Raw genomic sequence first — 16992 nt, forward strand, 5'->3', positions numbered from 1 at the left:
ACCGATTTACCCACCGTAATTGTCCGATGCCGGTCTGGCAAGACGAGATGCTCCGTCAGTGGGGACCGGTCCTACCGAGGTGGTCGCGACATCGGCGAAGCGTTCGGGTCGGCCCGCCGACGGCGAGGCCCAGAGCCGTGGAGCGACACGCGCCCGGCGGTCGGACGCCCGGGCGCCCCGGCGCGGGGCGCGCAGGAGGAGATCAGCTGGCGTACGGTTCGTCGCGGTACTGAATCTGGAGACGGAACAACTCGGCCTCGAGCTGGGCCCGGATCGCCGCATGCTCGGGCGAGCGTCCTCAGCGGCGAGCAACCATTTCCTCATCATGTCGCCATTGATCGCGACCGCGCCCCAGTCTCCGCCGCGGGTCGTTCCGCGAGCTTGACCCAGCTCGGTGGCCGGACTGATATGTAGGTGTTTCTGTCAAGGGGGCGGAGTGAAGCGGGGGCATCCACTGGCCGGTGGGTGCCCCCGCTTCGGCGTTCGCGGGGTGCTTCTCGGGTGCCGCGTGTCTGGTCGACGCGTGGTCAGTCTGATATGCGCGGGTCGGGTGCCGCATGACGCTGTTTTCGGTGGGAGGGGCGGAGCTTGTCTGAGCTCGAGCGTGGCCCTGTTGCCGGGGCTGCTCACAGTCCAAGCGCTGGTCTCCTCCTCACGCTGCGTCCCGAGAGGCTCTGGATCGCCCGTGAACGCGGTCTATAGGGTTATTCCTCCATGGTGGCCAGGGACCAGCACCAGCCGGCCAGTTCGCGGGCGATCGCGGTATTCGCGATGGCGTGGCGTTTGCGGCGCGCTTCCAGCACCATCCAGCGGTGATGGAGACGTCGGTTCCCGCGGTCGGCGCGTTCGGCGATCACGGCCGGGACCTTCGCCCAGTCCTGTCGCAGGGTCTTGCCGGGGTAGTAGCCGGGTTTGTGGTGCCAGGCCGACTCGATCAGGAACCGGCGGGCGTGGGAGTTGCCGGTCTTGGTGATCCCGCCCAGAGACCTCGTCTGTCCAGAGGAGTGCTCGGAGGGGACCAGTCCGAGGTAGGCCGCGATCGTCGAGCCGGTGAACCGGTCCCAGTCCCCGATCTCCACCGCCAGACCGAACGCGGTCAGAGTGGAGATCCCTCGCAGGCAGGCCAGGCGGTGGGTGATCTCGGTGAATTCGCTGTCCTCGGCCAGGTTCAAGATCGTTACATCAAGGCGATCGCGGCGGGCGAGAGTGTGGGTGACGGCGTCGTAGGCGTCATCGAACGCGGCCACGGTCCCGGAACCATATTCGGCCAAGTGGTCACGGCGGATGGCCCGCAGCCAGGCGTCATGCTCCCGGCCCCAGGTCGTCTTGCCGGGGAAGACGTGACCGCGGCGCAGCACCAGCTTCCCGAGCCGGTGCCGGGCACTCATCAAGTCGCGGCGGGCATCGTCCCGGGAACGGACCAGATCTCGGGCGGACTCCTCCGCGAGCGTGGGGACCCGCACCGCGACGATGTCATCGTTGCGCGCCAGACGGGCCAGCAGCATCGCATCGCGCCGATCGGTCTTGACTCGCTCACCCGTTGGTCGCAACAGCTTCGACGGGGCCGCGACCTGGACGGAATGTCCAGCATCGAGCAGGAACCGGGCAAGCGTGAAGCCGGTGGGGCCGGCCTCGTAGGTGATCCGCAAGGGACCGTGGCCACGGGCGAGGTCCTCGACGAACTCGCTGATAGCGACCAGATCATTCGGCAGGGACTTCTCGATCACCTCGCCGGTGGAGCAGTCGATCGCAGCGGCATTGACGCTACGGGCATGGACATCCAATCCCAGGCTTGTAGTCTCGGTGAACACCAGGGCCTCCTATGAATGTGTGCACCCCGGCCGCCCATCGACCAGGGTGATCCACGAGTCTTCATAGCGAGGCCCTGGGCCACAAGACCCAGCCGGTAACCCCGCCACCCTCATAGCGTCTGAGCGGCGCTGCTCCATCGCCCACTCCCACAGCCTTCCGTGGTCGGACTGACGGAGGAGAAGATCTGCGTACGGTGCCCGGCTTCTCATGAGAACTGACCTTAGTCGCGTCCTCGCGACTCGGCATCAGGTTTATACGTCATCTCTCGCCTAAAGCTCTCTTGGCGAGTAGGATTCCTGTATGAGCACTATCAATGAACGACCCCAGGCAGGCGATACCGACGACGACTCGCGGATCTCCGCAGCAGTGCGGGCGTTGGCAGCCGGTACCGGCTTGAAGAACGCTGAGCTGGCGCCCGTGCTGGGCATCCATCGAGCCTCCGTTTTCGCGAAGCTCAAGGGGGAGACGTTATGGAAGGCCAGCGAGGTTGCGACTCTGGCCCGGTACTTCGACGTGCCGGTGGGTGACCTCTTCGACGGCCTCGGTCTGTTCCGGGACACGAAGAAGCCCCACCGGGTGACCGGTGGGGCTTCAACTGCTGGTGCGCCATCAGGGACTCGAACCCCGGACCTACTGATTAAGAGTCAGCCGCTCTAACCAACTGAGCTAATGGCGCCGAACAGAAAAGAACTTTACCCCCAAGTCCCCTCACGTCCAACTCGAGGAGCCACGCTGTGAGCGAGCGAACAGCGGGACGGTCCTGCGGGGAGCCCGAGCGCTTCCTCGGGTCGGACCTGGCCGTTCCTCGAGGATCCCGCCGATCCACCCTCGTGGGTCGTAATGGCCTGCCCAGCACCCTGTCTCAGCGGTAGTGGTGCACGGCCTCCGCGGCGTTCTCCGAGAGATCGCGGATCTCCTCGTGCTCGGTGTGCGAGAGGATCTCCTCGAGCGTCCCGCGGGCGAGGATCCGCCCCTCGCCGAGGAACTGGATCTGCGGGCACAGCCGCTGCAGCAGCTCGATGTCATGGGAGGCGATGAGGGTGCCGATGCCCAGGTGTCGGATCGTTGCGGCGAGGGTGTCGCTGATCCGGCGTCGCGTGTTCGGGTCCACGGCGGTCATCGGCTCGTCGAGCACCAGGATCTCGGGCCGGGTGGCGAGCGCGGTCGCGAGCGCGACCCGCTGGGTCTCGCCGCCGGAGAGGGTGCGCATGGTGCGCGTCAGGTAGTGCTCCGCCAGCCCCACGGACCCGAGCATCTCCGCAGCGGAGACGGCGTGGGTGCGCCCGCCCTTGCGGGCCTCCTTCGCCGCCAGCTCGAGGCGTGAGCGGACGGTCTCTCGCGGATCCGAGATCGTCATGGCGTACTGCGAGACGAAGCGGACGGCCGCGCGGAACCGGCGCCGCTCCGTGCCGCGCAGCTTCACCACGTCACGACCCTCCCAGGTGACCCGGCCGGAGCTCGGCCGGTGCTCGCCGCTGAGCGTCGCCAGCAGAGTCGTCTTGCCCGCCCCGGAGGCGCCAAGCAGCCCCAGCGGCGGGTCACCGGCACGGACCGTGAGGTCGATCCCGCTGAGCACCTCCTCCCCGGGGTAGCCGGCATGCAGAGAGCTGGTGGTGAGGCTGGTGGGTGCAGGCATCGGGTGCTTTCTCGTGGCGGACGGTCCCGACGCACTCTAGCCAGTCCGGCTGTGCCGCCACTGCGAGCAGCGGGAGGGGCTCGAGCCGGTGCGTTCTGCGTCTTTCGCCCTGCCCGCTGCGTCCGGGGTCTCAGCGCTCGCTGTCGGTCCTCAGGAACGCACGGGACAGGCGCGAGAGCTCCTCGATCGGGGCATCGTCGTAGCATCCGTTCTGCATGGTGCGCACGGTCCTCTCCCGCACCGCGAGGTTGAGCACGAGACCGAACAGGGCCCGGCTCGCGAAGGCGGGATCGAGGCCGCGTCGCAGCAGACCCTGCCGGGCGAACCCGGCGAAGCACTGTTCGAAGATGTGCTCGTGGACGCGGCGCAGCCGCGACATCCGGAACCGTCCGGGATGGTCGCCGCGAACGGCCTCCGCGCCGAGCGTGGTCAGCAGCTGGACGGGCAGCGCGCTGGGGTGCCAGTGCACAGGCAGTGCCCGCAGCATCACCTCCGGAGCCGTGCTCATCGCCTCCACCTGGTCCAGAGCATTCTGGGCATGGGCCTCGAGCAGATCGACGACCGCCTCCAGCAGGGCGTCCTTCGAGGCGAAATGGTGCATCAGCCCGGGATGCGAGATGCCCACGTGTCGGCTGATGTCGCGCAGGCTCGCTCCGTAGTAGCCGTGCTCGGCGAACATCTGCGCGGAGCCCTCGAGGATCTCCTCCCGTCGGCTCCGCGTGCGGGGGCGGGATGACGGCGTCACCGGCGCAGGGGCCGGGGGAGCCTCGACGGCAGTGGTGCCCGCAGACTGCTGCTCGGCACCGCGGAGCAGCGCCAGCGGCGCGCCGCCGACAGCGCCCGGGGTCGGGGACGCCGCGCCGACCCAGTCCGTCGGCGCCGACGGCGTCCTGCGCGGGCAGATCGGCAGGGGATCGGGGATCCGGTAGGTCACCGGTGCGAACTCGCTGTCCGGCTCCAGATCGATCAGCTGCCGCAACGGCAGCAGACCGTCGAGATCTATGTGCTCGGTCCCCAGCAGGTCCACGGTGATGCTCGGAGCAGGTTCGAGACCACGTGCCTTGGCGATGATCGACAGCAACGAGACGTGGGTCTCGGCGGTCAGGCAGCCGAAGACGGCGAGCGTGACCTCCCTGAGGTCGAGATCGACACGGACCGTGACAGAGAGGGTGTGCGGCATGTGCGGAGGCCTTTTCGTGCGACGTGACGGGGAGGCCTCCTGCTAGACCTCGCTGGAGCTTATCCCGCTGTGGAGTCGGCCACAATCAGCTCTCGAAAGCGGTCGTGGCCGGTGCGGAGCTGACGGAGGCCACCAGGTCGGAGGCGAGCTCCCGCAGCTTCATGTTCCGGTGGTTGGACGCGGTCTTCAGGAGCGCGACGGCCTCGTCCTGGCTGCACCTGTTCTGGGCCATGATGATCCCGACGGCGAGATCGATCACCGTCCGGTGCTCCATCGCGGCGCGCAGGTCGCTGTGCGACTCGCGGTCGTGGGCCATCCGGATGGCGAGCCGCAGCGCATTCGAGGCCTGCTCGACCTCGAGCACGATCGAGGCGATCGTGTCGGAATCGAAATCGTGCGCGGTCGCGGAATACACGTTCAGCCCCGCCTGAGCGTCCTCGTCCAGGTCGAAGGGGATCCCGAGCACTGCCCGGACGCCCTGCTGCACCGCGGCGTCCTGATAGTCGGGCCAGCGTCCGTCCTGACGCAGATCCCCCGCCCGGATCACGGTGTTCCCCCGGATCGCGGTCATGCACGGACCGTCGCTGAACCTGTTCTGGAGCTCGTCGAGCGCCGCCGCCTCGGCGCTCGAGGACACCGCGGTGGCGGCCTTGCGGCCTCGCAGCAGCGTGACAGCGCACCACCGGTCCGGGCCGGTCAGGGAGAGCTGATCCGCCAGCAGGGCCGTGAAGTCGCGCAGGAAATCGGAGATGTCCTCGCTCTCCAGAAGCAGGGTCTGCATGGTGCTCAGCTGATCGTCCCGGGTGTTGATCACGTCATCCGGCATCGCAGGACCTCCTGTCAGGCGCATGAGGGCGCGCTACACGGCCGCAGGATGCGCGACCCTCCCATCACACTCCGGTTCCGGACCGCCGTCAACAACGCTCATCTCCCGGTGCGGGACCGGTGCACCCGCTGTCGTGCGGGCGGGCTCGCGGCACGCCGACCGGATCCTCCTGGAGCGCAGACCTTTCGGTCGGCACCGACGACATCAGCGCAGCCCGACACTAGCGTGATCGGAGACGACCGGAACATCACCGGAAGGCAGGACCATGAGAGCAGTGACCTGGCAGGGCCGCGAGCAGGTGAGCGTCGAGACCGTGCCCGACCCGATCCTCGATCGCCCCACCGATGCGCTGATCCGCGTCACCTCCACGGCGATCTGCGGCTCGGATCTGCACCTGTACGAGGTGCTGGGCCCCTTCATGACCGCAGGGGACATCATCGGGCACGAACCGATGGGGATCGTCGAGGAGGTCGGATCCGAGGTCGATCACGTGCGCCCCGGCGACCGCGTCGTGGTCCCCTTCACCATCTCCTGCGGGAGCTGCGCGATGTGCGGGCAGGGCCTGCCCTCCCAATGCGAGACCACCCAGGTCACCGAGCACGGCACCGGTGCCGCACTGCTGGGGTACTCGAAGCTCTACGGTCAGGTGCCCGGTGGTCAGGCCGAGTACCTGCGCGTCCCCCATGCCGACTACGGGCTGATGAAGGTCGGCACCGAGCTGCCGGATGAGAACTACCTCTTCCTCAGCGACATCCTGCCCACCGCCTGGCAGGCCGTGCACTATGCCGGGGTGCCCGGCCACCGCACGCTCACGGTGATCGGCCTCGGTCCGGTCGGCCAGCTGTGCGCGCGGATCGGTCGGCACCTCGGCGCGAGGGTGTTCGGCATCGATCCCGTGCCGGAGCGCCGTGCGATGGCCGAGCGGCACGGGATCGAGGTGCTCGATCTCGGGGAGGACGGCGTGGGCGAGATCCGTGAACGCACCCAGGGCCGTGGCCCGGACGCCGTGATCGATGCCGTCGGGATGGAGGCCAGGGGCAGCGTGATGGCGGGCGTCGCCCAGAGGATCGCGGGCACGCTGCCCGACGCGGTCGCCCGTCCGGTGATGGAGCGTGCCGGCGTGGACCGGCTCGCCGCCCTGCACACCGCGATCGACCTCGTGCGACGCGGCGGCACGGTCTCCCTGTCGGGGGTCTACGGCGGCGCGGCCAGTCCGATGCCGCTGCTGAGGATGTTCGACAAGCAGCTCCAGCTGCGCATGGGCCAGTGCAATGTGCGCGCCTGGACGGACACCCTGCTGCCGCTGGTCGAGGATCCCGAGGATCCGCTCGGCGTCGCCGATCTCGTCACCCACCGTCTGCCGCTGGACGAGGCCGCCGTCGGATACGACCTCTTCCAGCGCAAGCACGACGGGTGCGTGAAGGTCGTCCTGGACCCCACCGCGCCGTCCGTGCCCGCCATGGCCTGAGCGCCGCCGGCAACGCCTCGACCCTGTGAACCCGACCACCCGTTCTTGAGGAGGCCCCCATGGCCGACCAGCTCACCTTCACCGATCCTGTCACCCGTTTCCCCGACATCACCCCGCCGAAGCAGCACCAGCCGGAGCCGGGGCTGGACGCCGAGCTGATCCCCGGCACCGATCGCGGGGAGGAGTCCTACCGCGGCACCGGGCGTCTGGAAGGGCGTCGAGCGCTCATCACCGGTGCCGACTCGGGCATCGGGGCGGCCGTCGCGATCGCTTTCGCCCGCGAGGGCGCCGACGTCGCGCTCAACCATCTGCCGGAGGAAGAGGAGGACGCCCGGCACATCGCCGAGGTGATCCGTGCGGAGGGGCGCACAGCGGTGCTGCTGCCCGGCGACCTCACCGATGCCGCCGTCTGCCGGCAGCTGGTCGAGGATGCGGTGGAGGGCCTCGGGGGACTCGATGCTCTGGTGAACAACGCGGGACGCCAGATCGCCGTGGAATCGCTCGAGGAGATCGACGACCAGCAGTGGGAGGACACCTATGCGGTGAACATCCACGCGATGTTCCGCCTCTGCCGGGCGGCGCTGACGCATCTGCCCGCCGGCTCCACGATCGTGAACACCACTTCGATCCAGGCGTATCAGCCCTCGCCCACGCTCGTGGACTACGCCTCGACCAAGGCAGCGATCAACAACTTCACCAAGGGCCTCGCCCAGCAGGTCGCCTCCCGCGGCATCCGCGTCAACGCCGTCGCCCCGGGGCCGATCTGGACCGCGCTGCAGGTCTCCGACGGCCAGCCGAAGGACGCCCTGCCCGAGTTCGGCAAGAGCACCCCGCTGGGTCGTGCGGGCCAGCCGACCGAGCTGGCCCCGGCGTACGTCTTCCTCAGCTCAGCCGAGTCGAGCTATGTGCTGGGGGAGACCCTGTCGGTCACGGGAGGGAGCCCGACCCCGTGAACGCCGAGCGGACAGCGTCGCTGCTGCGCCGATCCCGACCGAGCACAGCCGTCGGCGTCGCCCCCGGGACGACGAGGATCCTCGATGGCGATCAGCGCCGCAGATCTGTCCTGTGGCGTGCGGGTGGTTCTTCGATCAGGAAGGCGTCGACCTGCATGGCCAGATCGTTCAGCGGGTTGTCGTCGTCGGTGCGGTGCTGCAGCGGACGGACCGTCTTCTCGCGCACGGCGAGGTTCAGCACCACGGCCAGCAGTGCGCGTCCGGCGAAGGCGGGCTCCGTGTTCTCGCGCAGGAGCCCCTGGGCCGCGAAGCTGCTGAAGCAGCTCTCCAGGACGTGCTCGTGAACGCGCCGCAGCCGCGCCATCCGGTATCGGCCGTGGAGATCCTCGCTGACCGACTCCGCATCCAGCGTGGCCATCAGTCGGATCGGAAGGGAGGCGGGGTGCCAGACTTCGGTCAGACCGCGGAGCAGTGAGCGCCGATCCGTGCTGAACTCGGGGACGCGGTCGAGGGCCGCCTGCGCGTGTTCCTCGAGCCGGTCGATCACCCCGTCGAGCAGCGCGTCCTTCGATTCGAAGTGGTGCAGCATGCCGGAGTGCGAGAGACCGATGTGGCTGGAGATGTCACGCAGGCTCGAGCCGTGGTAGCCGTGCTCGGCGAACATCTCCGCGGCACCGTCGAGGATCTCCTCCCGGCGGTTGCGCGGCGCGCCGGTGTCGGGCGCCGACGAACCTGTGCTGGGAGGAGCGCCGGTGCGGACGTGCGGGGGGCCGGGGGATCTGGCGGGTCCCGATGCTGAGGGTGCGGCGGCAGGGGCGCCGGCGCTCGCGAGCACGCCCTCGGTCCTGGCCGGAGGCTGACCGGGATGGCTCTGCGGGACAGCTTCTGTCATCATGCCACTCCTCATTCCGGGCGGTGTCCGGACCAGCGCCGCGGTAGCGGCTGGAAGCACCGGTGCGATCCTGCTCGATCTCCCACGTCCGACCTCCGTGAACAGTATCCCACCGGTCACCGCGCTGTTCCGGCCGGTCCGCGTACCGGGACCGGAGGCTGTCAGGAGCGCACGAGTCGCGCGATCGCTGCGGAGGCCTCCTTGAGTTTCTCCTCCGCCTCGTCGCCGCCGGCGCGCGCGGCGTCGAGCACGCAGTGCTGGAGGTGATCGTCCAGCAGGCCCATCGCCACACCGTCCAGCGCTCTCTTCAGCGCGCTGACCTGGGTGAGGATGTCGATGCAGTACGTCTCCTCGTCGACCATGCGGTGCAGCCCGCGGGCCTGGCCCTCGATGCGCTTGAGCCGTGCGAGGTAGCGGGCCTTGTCGGAGATGTAGCCGTGGTGATGCTCCGCGGCCGCATCCGGGGAGGGCGTGGGGGCGGAACCTTCGGCGAGCGAGGGGTCGATGGGGGTCATGGGTTCCTCCGGGGAGCGGGGCGGTCGGACCGCCGGGACGGGGCGGGGTCGTTCGCCGCGGCGTGCGAGGGGTCGTGTGCACGGGAGCGGAAGGATCGCAGCCGCAGGCTGTTGCCCACCACGAACACGCTGGAGAAGGCCATGGCGGCACCCGCGAGCATCGGGTTCAGCAGGCCGAGCGCGGCGAGCGGGATGGCCGCGATGTTGTAGGCGAAGGCCCAGAACAGATTGCCCTTGATGATGGCCAGGGTACGACGGGACAGCCGGATCGCATCGGCCGCGCTGCGCAGGTCGCCGCGGACCAGGGTGATGTCCGAGGCCTCGATCGCGACGTCGGTGCCGGTGCCCATGGCGAGTCCGAGATCCGCCTGCGCGAGGGCCGCGGCGTCGTTGACGCCGTCACCGATCATCGCGACCACCTTGCCCTCGCCCTGCAGCCGCGTGACCACGTCGATCTTGTCCTGCGGGAGGACCTCGGCGATGACCTCCTCGATGCCGACCTCGCCGGCGATCTGCTCGGCGACGGCACGGTGGTCGCCGGTGAGCAGGATCGGGGTGAGCCCGAGGCCCTGCAGCTGAGAGATCGCCTCGGCGCTGGTGGGCTTGACGGTGTCGGCGACCACGAGCACGCCATGGGCGGCGCCGTCGCGGACTACCACGACGGCGGTCTCGCCGCGGGATTCCGCCTCCGCCTTCGGTGCGGCCAGCTCCTCGGGCAGCGCCCCGTCCTCGAGCAGGGCGGAACGGCCGATGAGCATCGAGCGGCCCTCGACCGTGCCGCGCACTCCCCGTCCCTCGAGGTTCTCGAACTCCTCGACGGCGGGCAGGGGGCCGGCCTCCGCGGCGGCGCCGCGGGCGATGGCCTGGGCGATGGGATGCTCGGAGGCGTCCTCGACCGCGCCCGCCGTGCGCAGCAGCTCGGTGCGGTCCACGCCCCGGGCCGGGATGACGTCGGTCAGGGTCATCCTCCCGGTGGTGACGGTGCCGGTCTTGTCCAGCACCACGGTGTCGACCTCACGGGTGGATTCCAGGACCTCGGGGCCCTTGAGCAGGATGCCGAGCTGGGCGCCGCGGCCCGTGCCCACCAGCAGTGCGGTGGGGGTCGCGAGGCCGAGGGCGCAGGGGCACGCGATGATCAGCACCGCGACAGCGGCCGTGAACGCGGCGTCGAGCGGGAAGCCGGCCCCGATCCAGGCACCGAGCACGACCACGGCGATCGCGATGACGATCGGCACGAAGATGCCGGAGACCCGGTCGGCCAGGCGCTGGATCTCGGCCTTGCCCGATTGGGCGTCCTCGACCATCTTCGCCATCTGCGCCAGCTGGGTGTCGCCGCCCACCCGGGTCGCACGCACCAGCAGGCGACCTCCCGCATTCACGGTCGCGCCGGTGACGGCATCGCCCTCGCCGACCTCGACCGGCACGGACTCTCCGGTGAGCATCGAGGCGTCGACCGCCGAGGTGCCGGAGACGATCACGCCGTCGGTCGCGATCTTCTCGCCCGGGCGGATCACGAACTCGTCGTCGACGACGAGGTCCCGGACGGGGACCCGCGTCTCGGCGCCGTCGCGGAGGACGGCCACGTCCTTCGCGCCCATGTCCAGCAGGGCGCGCAGAGCGGCGCCGGCCTGTCGCTTGGAGCGCTTCTCGAAGTAACGACCCAGCAGGATGAACATGGTCACCCCGGCGGCGACCTCGAGATAGATGTTCGCCGCACCGTCGGACGGGCCGACGGCCAGGGTGAACTCGTGGGTCATGCCGGGCTGCCCCGCCGTGCCCAGGAACAGGGCGTACAGCGACCACAGGAACGCGGCGAGGGTGCCCACGGAGATCAGGGTGTCCATGGTCGCCGCGCCCTGGCGCAGGTTCAGCGCCGCCGCGCGGTGGAAGGGCCAGGCCGCCCAGATGATGACCGGTGCGGTCAGCGTGAGGGCCGCCCACTGCCAGTAGGTGAACTGCAGCACCGGGATCATCGAGAGCAGGATGACCGGCACCGACAGCACGATGGCGCCGATCAGCCGCTGCCGCAGCGAGGTCAGCTCCGGATCTTCCGGCTCCTGCCCGCCCTCCGCGGCGGCGGGGTCCTCTCGGGACCCCGGCAGCGTGGCGCTGTAGCCGGTCTGCTCCACCACCGTGACCAGGTCATGCGGGTCGTAGCCGACGGGCACGGAGACCCGCGCCTTCTCGGTGGCGTAGTTCACCGCGGCGGTGATGCCGTCGAGCTTGTTCAGCTTGCGCTCGATCCGATTCGCGCATGAGGCGCAGGTCATCCCGTCGATCTCGAGCTCGATATCGACGCCGGAGGGATGCTGCGGCGCGGTTGGGGGAGTGGTCATCGTGCGGACTTCTCTCTCGTGGGCGGATGCTCACGGTGACGAGGTGAGGAGCGGGGTCAGTGGCCCGGTGAGGTGGCGCTGGACCAGCCCTCCACCCAGGAGGCGGGGATGAGCAGGTCGCCCAGCACGAGCGAGGCGGCGAACAGCGCCGCCAGCAGCAGCCCGTACAGAGCCACCCGGGAGGCGGCCCTCATCAGGCCCGGACCGCCGAGTAGCCGGCCTCGGACACGGCGGCGAGCACCGCCGCCTCGTCGACTCCCTGCTCCGCGGAGACGCTGAGCAGACCGGTCTCATGGCTGACCTCGACACCCCGGACGCCGGAGACCTCGCTGACCTCCTCGCGCACGGACATCTCGCAGTGGCCGCAGGTCATGCCGGTCACCTGGAACTGGGTGGTGGTCGCGCTCATATCGGGGTCCTCCCTTGCTTGTCGTATACCCGTCCAGGGTATCGGTACTGTCCCGTTATACCCCCTAGGGGTACGGGCGTGCAAGGGGCGGGAGCATCCGGACCTCGGGTGTCGCCCGTCACAGGAACGTGCTTCCATGGGGTATGGACATCGATGCGATCACCACCATTCGGCACGAGGCGGAGCGGCTGGCCACCGCACTGACACTCGTCGACCCCGACCAGCGGGTCCCCACCTGTCCGGAGTGGACCGCCGACGACCTGCTGTGGCACCTCACCGAGGTCCACGAGTTCTGGGCAGAGATCCTGGCCACCGGTGCCACCACCGAGGACGAGGTGAGGGCGATCGAGGCGGCGACGGCGGCGCGCCCCGGCGAGCGCGAGGCGCTGCTGGAGAGGCGGGCCGCCGCGACCGAGGCACTGCTCGCCCAGCTCGAGACCAGGGCCGATGAGGAGCCCGCCTGGTTCTGGTTCTCCGAGCAGCAGGGCGTCGGCATCACCCGACGCATGCAGACCCACGAGGCGACCATCCACCGGGTGGACGCCGAGCTGACGGCGGGACACTCCGTCAGCGCGATCGACTCCCGCCTCGCCGCTGCCGGCCTCGACCATGTGCTGGAGGTGATGTGGCCGGCCGCCTTCGAATGGATCCCCGACTGGGCGGTCCTCACCCCGGTGGCCGCGGTCGAGGTCCGTCCCCAGGGCGGCTCGGCGCGGTGGCTCGGCATCAGCCGCTGGTCGGGCACGCGGCCCCGCGACGGGCAGGAGTTCGACGTCCCCGTCGGCCGACTGCTGGACGGCCCGCCCGCGGACGAGCTGCCCCGAGCCGGTGCCGGCGGATCCGCCCGCGCTCTGTGCCTGTGGGCATGGGGGCGGGAACAGGCCCTCGAGCACCTCGCCGACGGAGCGGAGTCGGTCCGCATCCAAGGGGACCCGGAAGCGATCACGGCGCTGGAGGCGCTGATCGCCGAAGGCCACGACTGAGCGCACGGCCGGGGGCGAGCGCGGGGGCGCCCGGCGGGTCGTCGGCCGTGGTGGTGACCGTCACCGGCGCGGGACCAGCACCACCGGTGCATGCGCCCAGCCGCCCACCGGGGCGACCTCCCGCTCGCCGGCCGTCGGCGCCGGGTGCACCTCCGCCACTGCGAGCAGCTCCTGCATCGCGACCACCAGCTCCAGGGTCGCCAGAGGGCGTCCGGGGCACACGTGCGTGCCGATGCCGTAGACCAGGTTCTGCGCGGCATTGCCCGCGGGGTCGATCTCGTCGGGGTCGGGGACGACGCGCTCATCACGGTTGGCCGAGGTCCAATGGATCAGCACCCGTTCGCCCGCGCCGATCTCCTGCCCCGCGAGGGTCACCGGGCAGGTGGTCACCCGCCGGTTCGAGACGAAGGGGTCATCGATCCGCAGCAGCTCGTCGACGATCGCCGCGGCCTCGGCGAACGACCCCAGGCGCAGTCGCTCGGCGAGCTCGGGGGCACGGGCCACCGCCGTCAGCAGCACGCCGACGCACAGCGCGATGGATCCCAGGTCCCCACCGGTCCAGTTGCGAAGGATCGAGACGATCTCCTCGTCGCTCAGTGCGCGCTCCCGCGATCCGGGGACCTCGGGATCCGGCAGCGGCACCTGCACCTGCATCACCTCGGTGGTCAGATCTGCGGGGGCGTCAGCGCCGAGCGCCCGGCGCGGTGCGACGACCGAACGGATGATCGCATCGAAGCGCTCGGCGACCTCCGCGGTCCGAGCGAGCTCCCCGGAGCGGGAGGCCTGATGGTTGTCGACCATCCACTGCAGCAGCTCCGGCTCGAGCCGCGCGGGCCAGCCGAGCCAGGCGGTCTGGGCGCGGACCGCGAACACGGCGCCCAGCGCCGAGACGGCATCGATCTCCGTCCCCGCGGCGCCGACATCGGCGAGCAGCTCCGCGAGCAGCTTTGCGGCGATCGTCCGGACCGTCGGCTCGAGGGCCTGCATCCGCTCCGCGCTGAAGAAGGGGTCCGTCGCCGCACGGAACGCGGCATGCTCCTGGCCGTCCAGACCATTGGGGACCTGCAGGAACCTCGAGACGGAGGAGGAGAACCTCTCGTGGTCGGTCGCGACCGCCACCGCCTCCTCGTGCCCGAGCACCACCCAGGTCCCCTGCGGGGTCCTGGCCAGCGGCGCCTCGGCGCGCTGCTCGTCGGTCGCGGTGCGGGGCTCGAGGCCGGAGGGGTCGAAGATCGCAGTGCTCATCCCCTCACCGTAGGACGGGCCGCGCCTCGAGGGCCGGGACCTCCCGCGACCGTCCCCGTCCCTCGAGCAGGTGCCCGGCGGCGGCGACCGCCCCGCGCAGGTCGTCCCACCGCGGCACCCCCCTCACGACCCGAGAGGCCAGGTGTCCCGCACGTCGGCGCCGCCCTCGACGACGTGCTCGGTGGCTCCGGGAAGACGGGTCCAGGAATCCTGCGGCCGGTAGCCCAGCTCGAGCTGGGTGTTGGTCATCGCCCAGCGACGGTTGGGGTTGTCGGAGATCGCGTAGTAACGCCCGAAGGTCACCTCGGCCTCGATCGCGGACCGCACCACCCGGGTGCAGTCGCCGGGGCTGAGCCACATGGCGCGCAGGATGTCCTCCTGCGCCGCGAGCGGATCATCGGTGAACCAGCCGATGCGCAGGTTGATCACGTCCAGGCCGTGCTCGTCGTGGTAGAACTGCCCGAGCGCCTCCCCGAAGATCTTCGAGACGCCGTACAGGGAGTCCGCCCGCGGCAGCTGGTCGGGGTAGACCGGCCACTGCTCGTAGCGGTCGTACATGCCCATCGCGTGGTTGGAGGAGGCGAGCACCACGCGGCGCACCCCGGCATCCCGGGCGGCCTCCAGCACGTTGCGCACCCCGATGAGGTTCGCGTCGAGAACGGCGTCCCAGGGCGACTCCGGAGAGGCGGCGCCGGCCAGGTGGACGACGGTGTCGATGCCGTCCATCAGGGCTCGCACCTCGTCGAACACACCGAGCTCGGCGGTCCTCAGCTCGACGCCCGGCGGGGCGAGGTCCTGGCTGCGGTCGTGGAGCACCAGGTCATAGTGGCCGGCCAGGGTCTCGGCGAGGTGGGAGCCGACGCCTCCGGCGGCTCCGGTGATCAGTACGCGTCGTGTCGTGGTCGAATCCGTCATGACTCCATTATGTGCCCGCGGTCACGGCGTGTGGGGCGTGGGTGCGCTCCCGGGGGAGATCGAGTGCCGGGGCCGCGAGCGGGCCTCGGTGATGCCCTCAGGGGGCGGGATCCTCGACCGTCGGGGAGCCCGGGGAGCGGGGCCGGATCTCATCACGCAGCCGCTCCATCCGCTGATCGAGCTCCGCGGCCACGCGCGCGGCATCGTCGAGCTCGCCGCGCAGCGGCGCCGGAAGGTTCTTGCGGTACTTGTAGGACAGCTTGTGCTCGGTGCTCGCCCAGAAGTCCATCGCGATCGTGCGCAGCTGCAGCTCCACGGGCACCAGTTCGGTGTGCGAGGAGAGGTAGACCGGCACCTGCACGATCACATGCAGCGAGCGGTACCCGTTGGGCTTCGGTGCGGCGATGTAGTCCTTGACCGTGAGCACCTCGAGGTCCCGCTGGCGGCTGAGCATGTCCGCTATCCAGTAGACGTCGGAGACGAAGCTGCAGGTGATCCGGATCCCGGCGATGTCCATGACCCGCTCGCGGATGGCGGGGATGGTCATGTCGCCGCCGGTGCGCACCGCCTTCTCGATGAGGCTCTCGGTGGACTTCAGCCGGGTGCGGACGTGCTCGATCGGGCTGTAGTCGTGGATCAGCTCGAACTCGCGACGCAGGATGTCGACCTTCGTGCGCACCTCGTCGATCCCGAACTGGTAGTGCATCAAAAGCGTGGTGAGCTCCTGATGGATCGTGCGCATCCGCGCGGTCAGCTCCTCCGGATCGACCTCGCGGCGGATGAGCTGCTCCTGCTGCGCGGTCACGAGCGCGGTGATCGCCTCTGCGGTGTCGGCGTCCGTCGGGGCGGGCTCATCCGATGCCGTGTCGTCCATATCGCGGGGTTCCTTCCGGGGAGGGCAGGACCCCACACGATGCCAGAGACGGCTGGGGAGACGGTGGGGCCGCGGTGGACGGGAGGCGAGGGTCGAGGACCAGCCGGTCAGAGTCCTGCGGCGCACTCGCGGGCCACCCGCACTGCATTGAAGGTAAAGAGGTGGGGGCCGTGCAGCCCCAGCTCGGGCTGCGCGGCACGTGCCCTCTCCAGCTCCTCGAGCAGGGGGCCCGGTGACCAGTGTCCCGGCCCGAGCAGACGCCGCACCCCGGCATCCTCGCCGCTGAGCATGCGCAGCGAGCGGCCCACCCCGATCCTGGTGCCGATCCGCAGCAGGCGGGCGGTGCCGGCGGGGACCGCGATCCCGGGACGCACCGGCAGCAAGAGGCCGCCCTCTCGCAGTCGGCGGACCCAGGCCAGCAGCGGGGCGGCCTCGAAGCACATCTGGGTGACCGCGTAGGAGGCGTGCTCCGCCTTCGCCCGCAGCAGCCGCATCGCCTCCGACTCGCTGACGAAGGGGTGCCCCTCGGGATGCACGCCGACCCCCACCGTGATCCCGGATCCGCTCGCGCCGATGGCCTCGAGCAGCTCGAGGGCGCCCGGGAGATCACCGGCCGGGTGCGGGGCGTCGCCGGCGATGACGAACGCCTCCGTCACGCCCGTCTCGGTGAGGCGGGCCAGCACCTCCTCGACCTCACCCGCGCCATGGAGCATGCGGGCGGCCAGGTGCGGGATCGCAGGGAAGCCGCGCTGTGCCAACGCGCCGGCGAGCTCGAGCGTCGCCGGGAGCCCCAGGGCGGGGGAGGCGGTCACGGTCACCCTCGCCCCCGGGGGCAGGTGCGTGCTCACCTCGTCGAGGATGCCGCGCAGCGGGATCACCTCGAACTGCACCTCGCGGCCCTGCGCCGCGGCATGCGGCACAGGGCCGGGGAGCGGGGACTGCGTCATC

At 70.3% G+C, this 16992-nt stretch carries 16 protein-coding genes, 1 tRNA gene and 1 pseudogene; 4 read left to right on the forward strand and 14 right to left on the reverse strand.

The genetic code is table 11. From position 1 onward, the window contains the following. Window positions 1-704 precede the first annotated feature (704 nt). Window positions 705-1811, reverse strand: a complete 1107-nt coding sequence (locus CFK38_RS08975) for an IS110 family RNA-guided transposase (protein ID WP_096802321.1) — start codon at window positions 1809-1811, stop codon at window positions 705-707. Between the two features lie 301 nt (window positions 1812-2112). Between CFK38_RS08975 and CFK38_RS17885 the strand changes: the two are divergent. Continuing rightward, a pseudogene (locus tag CFK38_RS17885) lies at window positions 2113-2337 on the forward strand (helix-turn-helix domain-containing protein); the annotation flags it as partial. A 74-nt stretch (window positions 2338-2411) separates the two neighbouring features. Here the strand turns inward: CFK38_RS17885 and CFK38_RS08985 are convergent. The 4 genes from CFK38_RS08985 to CFK38_RS09000 form a co-directional block, all read right to left on the reverse strand. Then, window positions 2412-2488 (reverse strand) — tRNA-Lys (locus CFK38_RS08985). 186 nt (window positions 2489-2674) lie between these two features. Continuing rightward, on the reverse strand, window positions 2675-3448 hold the full coding sequence (locus CFK38_RS08990; protein WP_096802767.1) for an ABC transporter ATP-binding protein: 774 nt from the start codon (window positions 3446-3448) through the stop codon (window positions 2675-2677). A gap of 130 nt (window positions 3449-3578) precedes the next feature. After that, on the reverse strand, window positions 3579-4628 hold the full coding sequence (locus CFK38_RS08995; RefSeq protein WP_096802768.1) for a TetR/AcrR family transcriptional regulator: 1050 nt from the start codon (window positions 4626-4628) through the stop codon (window positions 3579-3581). 85 nt (window positions 4629-4713) lie between these two features. Then, on the reverse strand, window positions 4714-5454 hold the full coding sequence (locus tag CFK38_RS09000) for a GAF and ANTAR domain-containing protein (RefSeq protein ID WP_096802769.1): 741 nt from the start codon (window positions 5452-5454) through the stop codon (window positions 4714-4716). Between the two features lie 265 nt (window positions 5455-5719). Between CFK38_RS09000 and CFK38_RS09005 the strand changes: the two genes are divergently transcribed. Together CFK38_RS09005 and CFK38_RS09010 are read left to right on the forward strand one after the other, a co-directional pair. Then, entirely contained in the window at window positions 5720-6922 is a 1203-nt protein-coding gene (locus CFK38_RS09005; RefSeq protein ID WP_096802770.1) for an alcohol dehydrogenase catalytic domain-containing protein, read from the forward strand. Between the two features lie 59 nt (window positions 6923-6981). Continuing rightward, window positions 6982-7875, forward strand: coding sequence for an SDR family oxidoreductase (locus tag CFK38_RS09010; RefSeq protein WP_096802771.1), 894 nt, complete (start codon window positions 6982-6984; stop codon window positions 7873-7875). Window positions 7876-7966: 91 nt separating this feature from the next. Here the strand turns inward: CFK38_RS09010 and CFK38_RS09015 are convergent, their stop codons facing one another. The 5 genes from CFK38_RS09015 to CFK38_RS09030 form a co-directional block, all read right to left on the reverse strand. Continuing rightward, window positions 7967-8770 (reverse strand): TetR/AcrR family transcriptional regulator, encoded by an 804-nt coding sequence (locus CFK38_RS09015; protein WP_245850967.1) that lies wholly within the window; start codon window positions 8768-8770, stop codon window positions 7967-7969. A gap of 158 nt (window positions 8771-8928) precedes the next feature. Next, window positions 8929-9282, reverse strand: a complete 354-nt coding sequence (locus CFK38_RS09020) for a metal-sensitive transcriptional regulator (protein ID WP_096802773.1) — start codon at window positions 9280-9282, stop codon at window positions 8929-8931. Continuing rightward, window positions 9279-11618: a heavy metal translocating P-type ATPase gene (locus CFK38_RS09025; RefSeq protein WP_096802774.1), complete on the reverse strand. Its 2340-nt coding sequence runs from the start codon at window positions 11616-11618 to the stop codon at window positions 9279-9281. The genes CFK38_RS09020 and CFK38_RS09025 overlap by 4 nt, the downstream gene beginning before the upstream one ends. 56 nt (window positions 11619-11674) lie before the next feature. Beyond that, on the reverse strand, window positions 11675-11812 hold the full coding sequence (locus CFK38_RS17150; protein WP_157773428.1) for a hypothetical protein: 138 nt from the start codon (window positions 11810-11812) through the stop codon (window positions 11675-11677). After that, a complete protein-coding gene (locus CFK38_RS09030; RefSeq protein ID WP_096802775.1) occupies window positions 11812-12027 on the reverse strand; it encodes a heavy-metal-associated domain-containing protein in 216 nt (71 codons plus the stop codon). The genes CFK38_RS17150 and CFK38_RS09030 overlap by 1 nt, the downstream gene beginning before the upstream one ends. 143 nt (window positions 12028-12170) lie before the next feature. On the opposite strand from CFK38_RS09030, the gene CFK38_RS09035 reads away from it, so the two are divergent. Beyond that, on the forward strand, window positions 12171-13010 hold the full coding sequence (locus CFK38_RS09035) for a maleylpyruvate isomerase family mycothiol-dependent enzyme (RefSeq protein WP_096802776.1): 840 nt from the start codon (window positions 12171-12173) through the stop codon (window positions 13008-13010). A 60-nt stretch (window positions 13011-13070) separates the two neighbouring features. On the opposite strand, the gene CFK38_RS09040 is transcribed toward CFK38_RS09035, so the two are convergent. The 4 genes from CFK38_RS09040 to CFK38_RS09055 form a co-directional block, all read right to left on the reverse strand. Continuing rightward, entirely contained in the window at window positions 13071-14255 is a 1185-nt protein-coding gene (locus CFK38_RS09040) for a cytochrome P450 (protein WP_096802777.1), read from the reverse strand. Window positions 14256-14378: 123 nt separating this feature from the next. Then, window positions 14379-15170 carry an NAD-dependent epimerase/dehydratase family protein gene (locus CFK38_RS09045; protein WP_096802778.1) on the reverse strand — a complete coding sequence of 264 codons (792 nt, stop codon included), beginning with the start codon at window positions 15168-15170 and terminating at the stop codon, window positions 14379-14381. Window positions 15171-15267: 97 nt separating this feature from the next. Continuing rightward, on the reverse strand, window positions 15268-16044 hold the full coding sequence (locus CFK38_RS09050) for a GTP pyrophosphokinase (RefSeq protein ID WP_096802779.1): 777 nt from the start codon (window positions 16042-16044) through the stop codon (window positions 15268-15270). Between the two features lie 107 nt (window positions 16045-16151). Further along, complete coding sequence (locus tag CFK38_RS09055) at window positions 16152-16991, reverse strand: methylenetetrahydrofolate reductase (RefSeq protein ID WP_096804287.1); 840 nt, start codon at window positions 16989-16991, stop codon at window positions 16152-16154. Window position 16992: the final 1 nt, after the last annotated feature.

This window comes from Brachybacterium vulturis, assembly GCF_002407185.1.
In the GTDB taxonomy this organism is placed as follows: domain Bacteria; phylum Actinomycetota; class Actinomycetes; order Actinomycetales; family Dermabacteraceae; genus Brachybacterium; species Brachybacterium vulturis.

Coding starts and splice junctions, on each gene's coding strand:
- CFK38_RS09025 (WP_096802774.1), bottom strand. CDS start 11,618: ATGACCACTCCCCCAACCGCGCCGCAGCATCCCTCCGGCGTCGATATC.
- CFK38_RS09005 (WP_096802770.1), top strand. CDS start 5,720: ATGAGAGCAGTGACCTGGCAGGGCCGCGAGCAGGTGAGCGTCGAGACC.
- CFK38_RS08995 (WP_096802768.1), bottom strand. CDS start 4,628: ATGCCGCACACCCTCTCTGTCACGGTCCGTGTCGATCTCGACCTCAGG.
- CFK38_RS09040 (WP_096802777.1), bottom strand. CDS start 14,255: ATGAGCACTGCGATCTTCGACCCCTCCGGCCTCGAGCCCCGCACCGCG.
- CFK38_RS08990 (WP_096802767.1), bottom strand. CDS start 3,448: ATGCCTGCACCCACCAGCCTCACCACCAGCTCTCTGCATGCCGGCTAC.
- CFK38_RS09050 (WP_096802779.1), bottom strand. CDS start 16,044: ATGGACGACACGGCATCGGATGAGCCCGCCCCGACGGACGCCGACACC.
- CFK38_RS09000 (WP_096802769.1), bottom strand. CDS start 5,454: ATGCCGGATGACGTGATCAACACCCGGGACGATCAGCTGAGCACCATG.
- CFK38_RS09020 (WP_096802773.1), bottom strand. CDS start 9,282: ATGACCCCCATCGACCCCTCGCTCGCCGAAGGTTCCGCCCCCACGCCC.
- CFK38_RS09010 (WP_096802771.1), top strand. CDS start 6,982: ATGGCCGACCAGCTCACCTTCACCGATCCTGTCACCCGTTTCCCCGAC.
- CFK38_RS09045 (WP_096802778.1), bottom strand. CDS start 15,170: ATGACGGATTCGACCACGACACGACGCGTACTGATCACCGGAGCCGCC.
- CFK38_RS09030 (WP_096802775.1), bottom strand. CDS start 12,027: ATGAGCGCGACCACCACCCAGTTCCAGGTGACCGGCATGACCTGCGGC.
- CFK38_RS09055 (WP_096804287.1), bottom strand. CDS start 16,991: ATGACGCAGTCCCCGCTCCCCGGCCCTGTGCCGCATGCCGCGGCGCAG.
- CFK38_RS09015 (WP_245850967.1), bottom strand. CDS start 8,770: ATGATGACAGAAGCTGTCCCGCAGAGCCATCCCGGTCAGCCTCCGGCC.
- CFK38_RS09035 (WP_096802776.1), top strand. CDS start 12,171: ATGGACATCGATGCGATCACCACCATTCGGCACGAGGCGGAGCGGCTG.
- CFK38_RS17150 (WP_157773428.1), bottom strand. CDS start 11,812: ATGAGGGCCGCCTCCCGGGTGGCTCTGTACGGGCTGCTGCTGGCGGCG.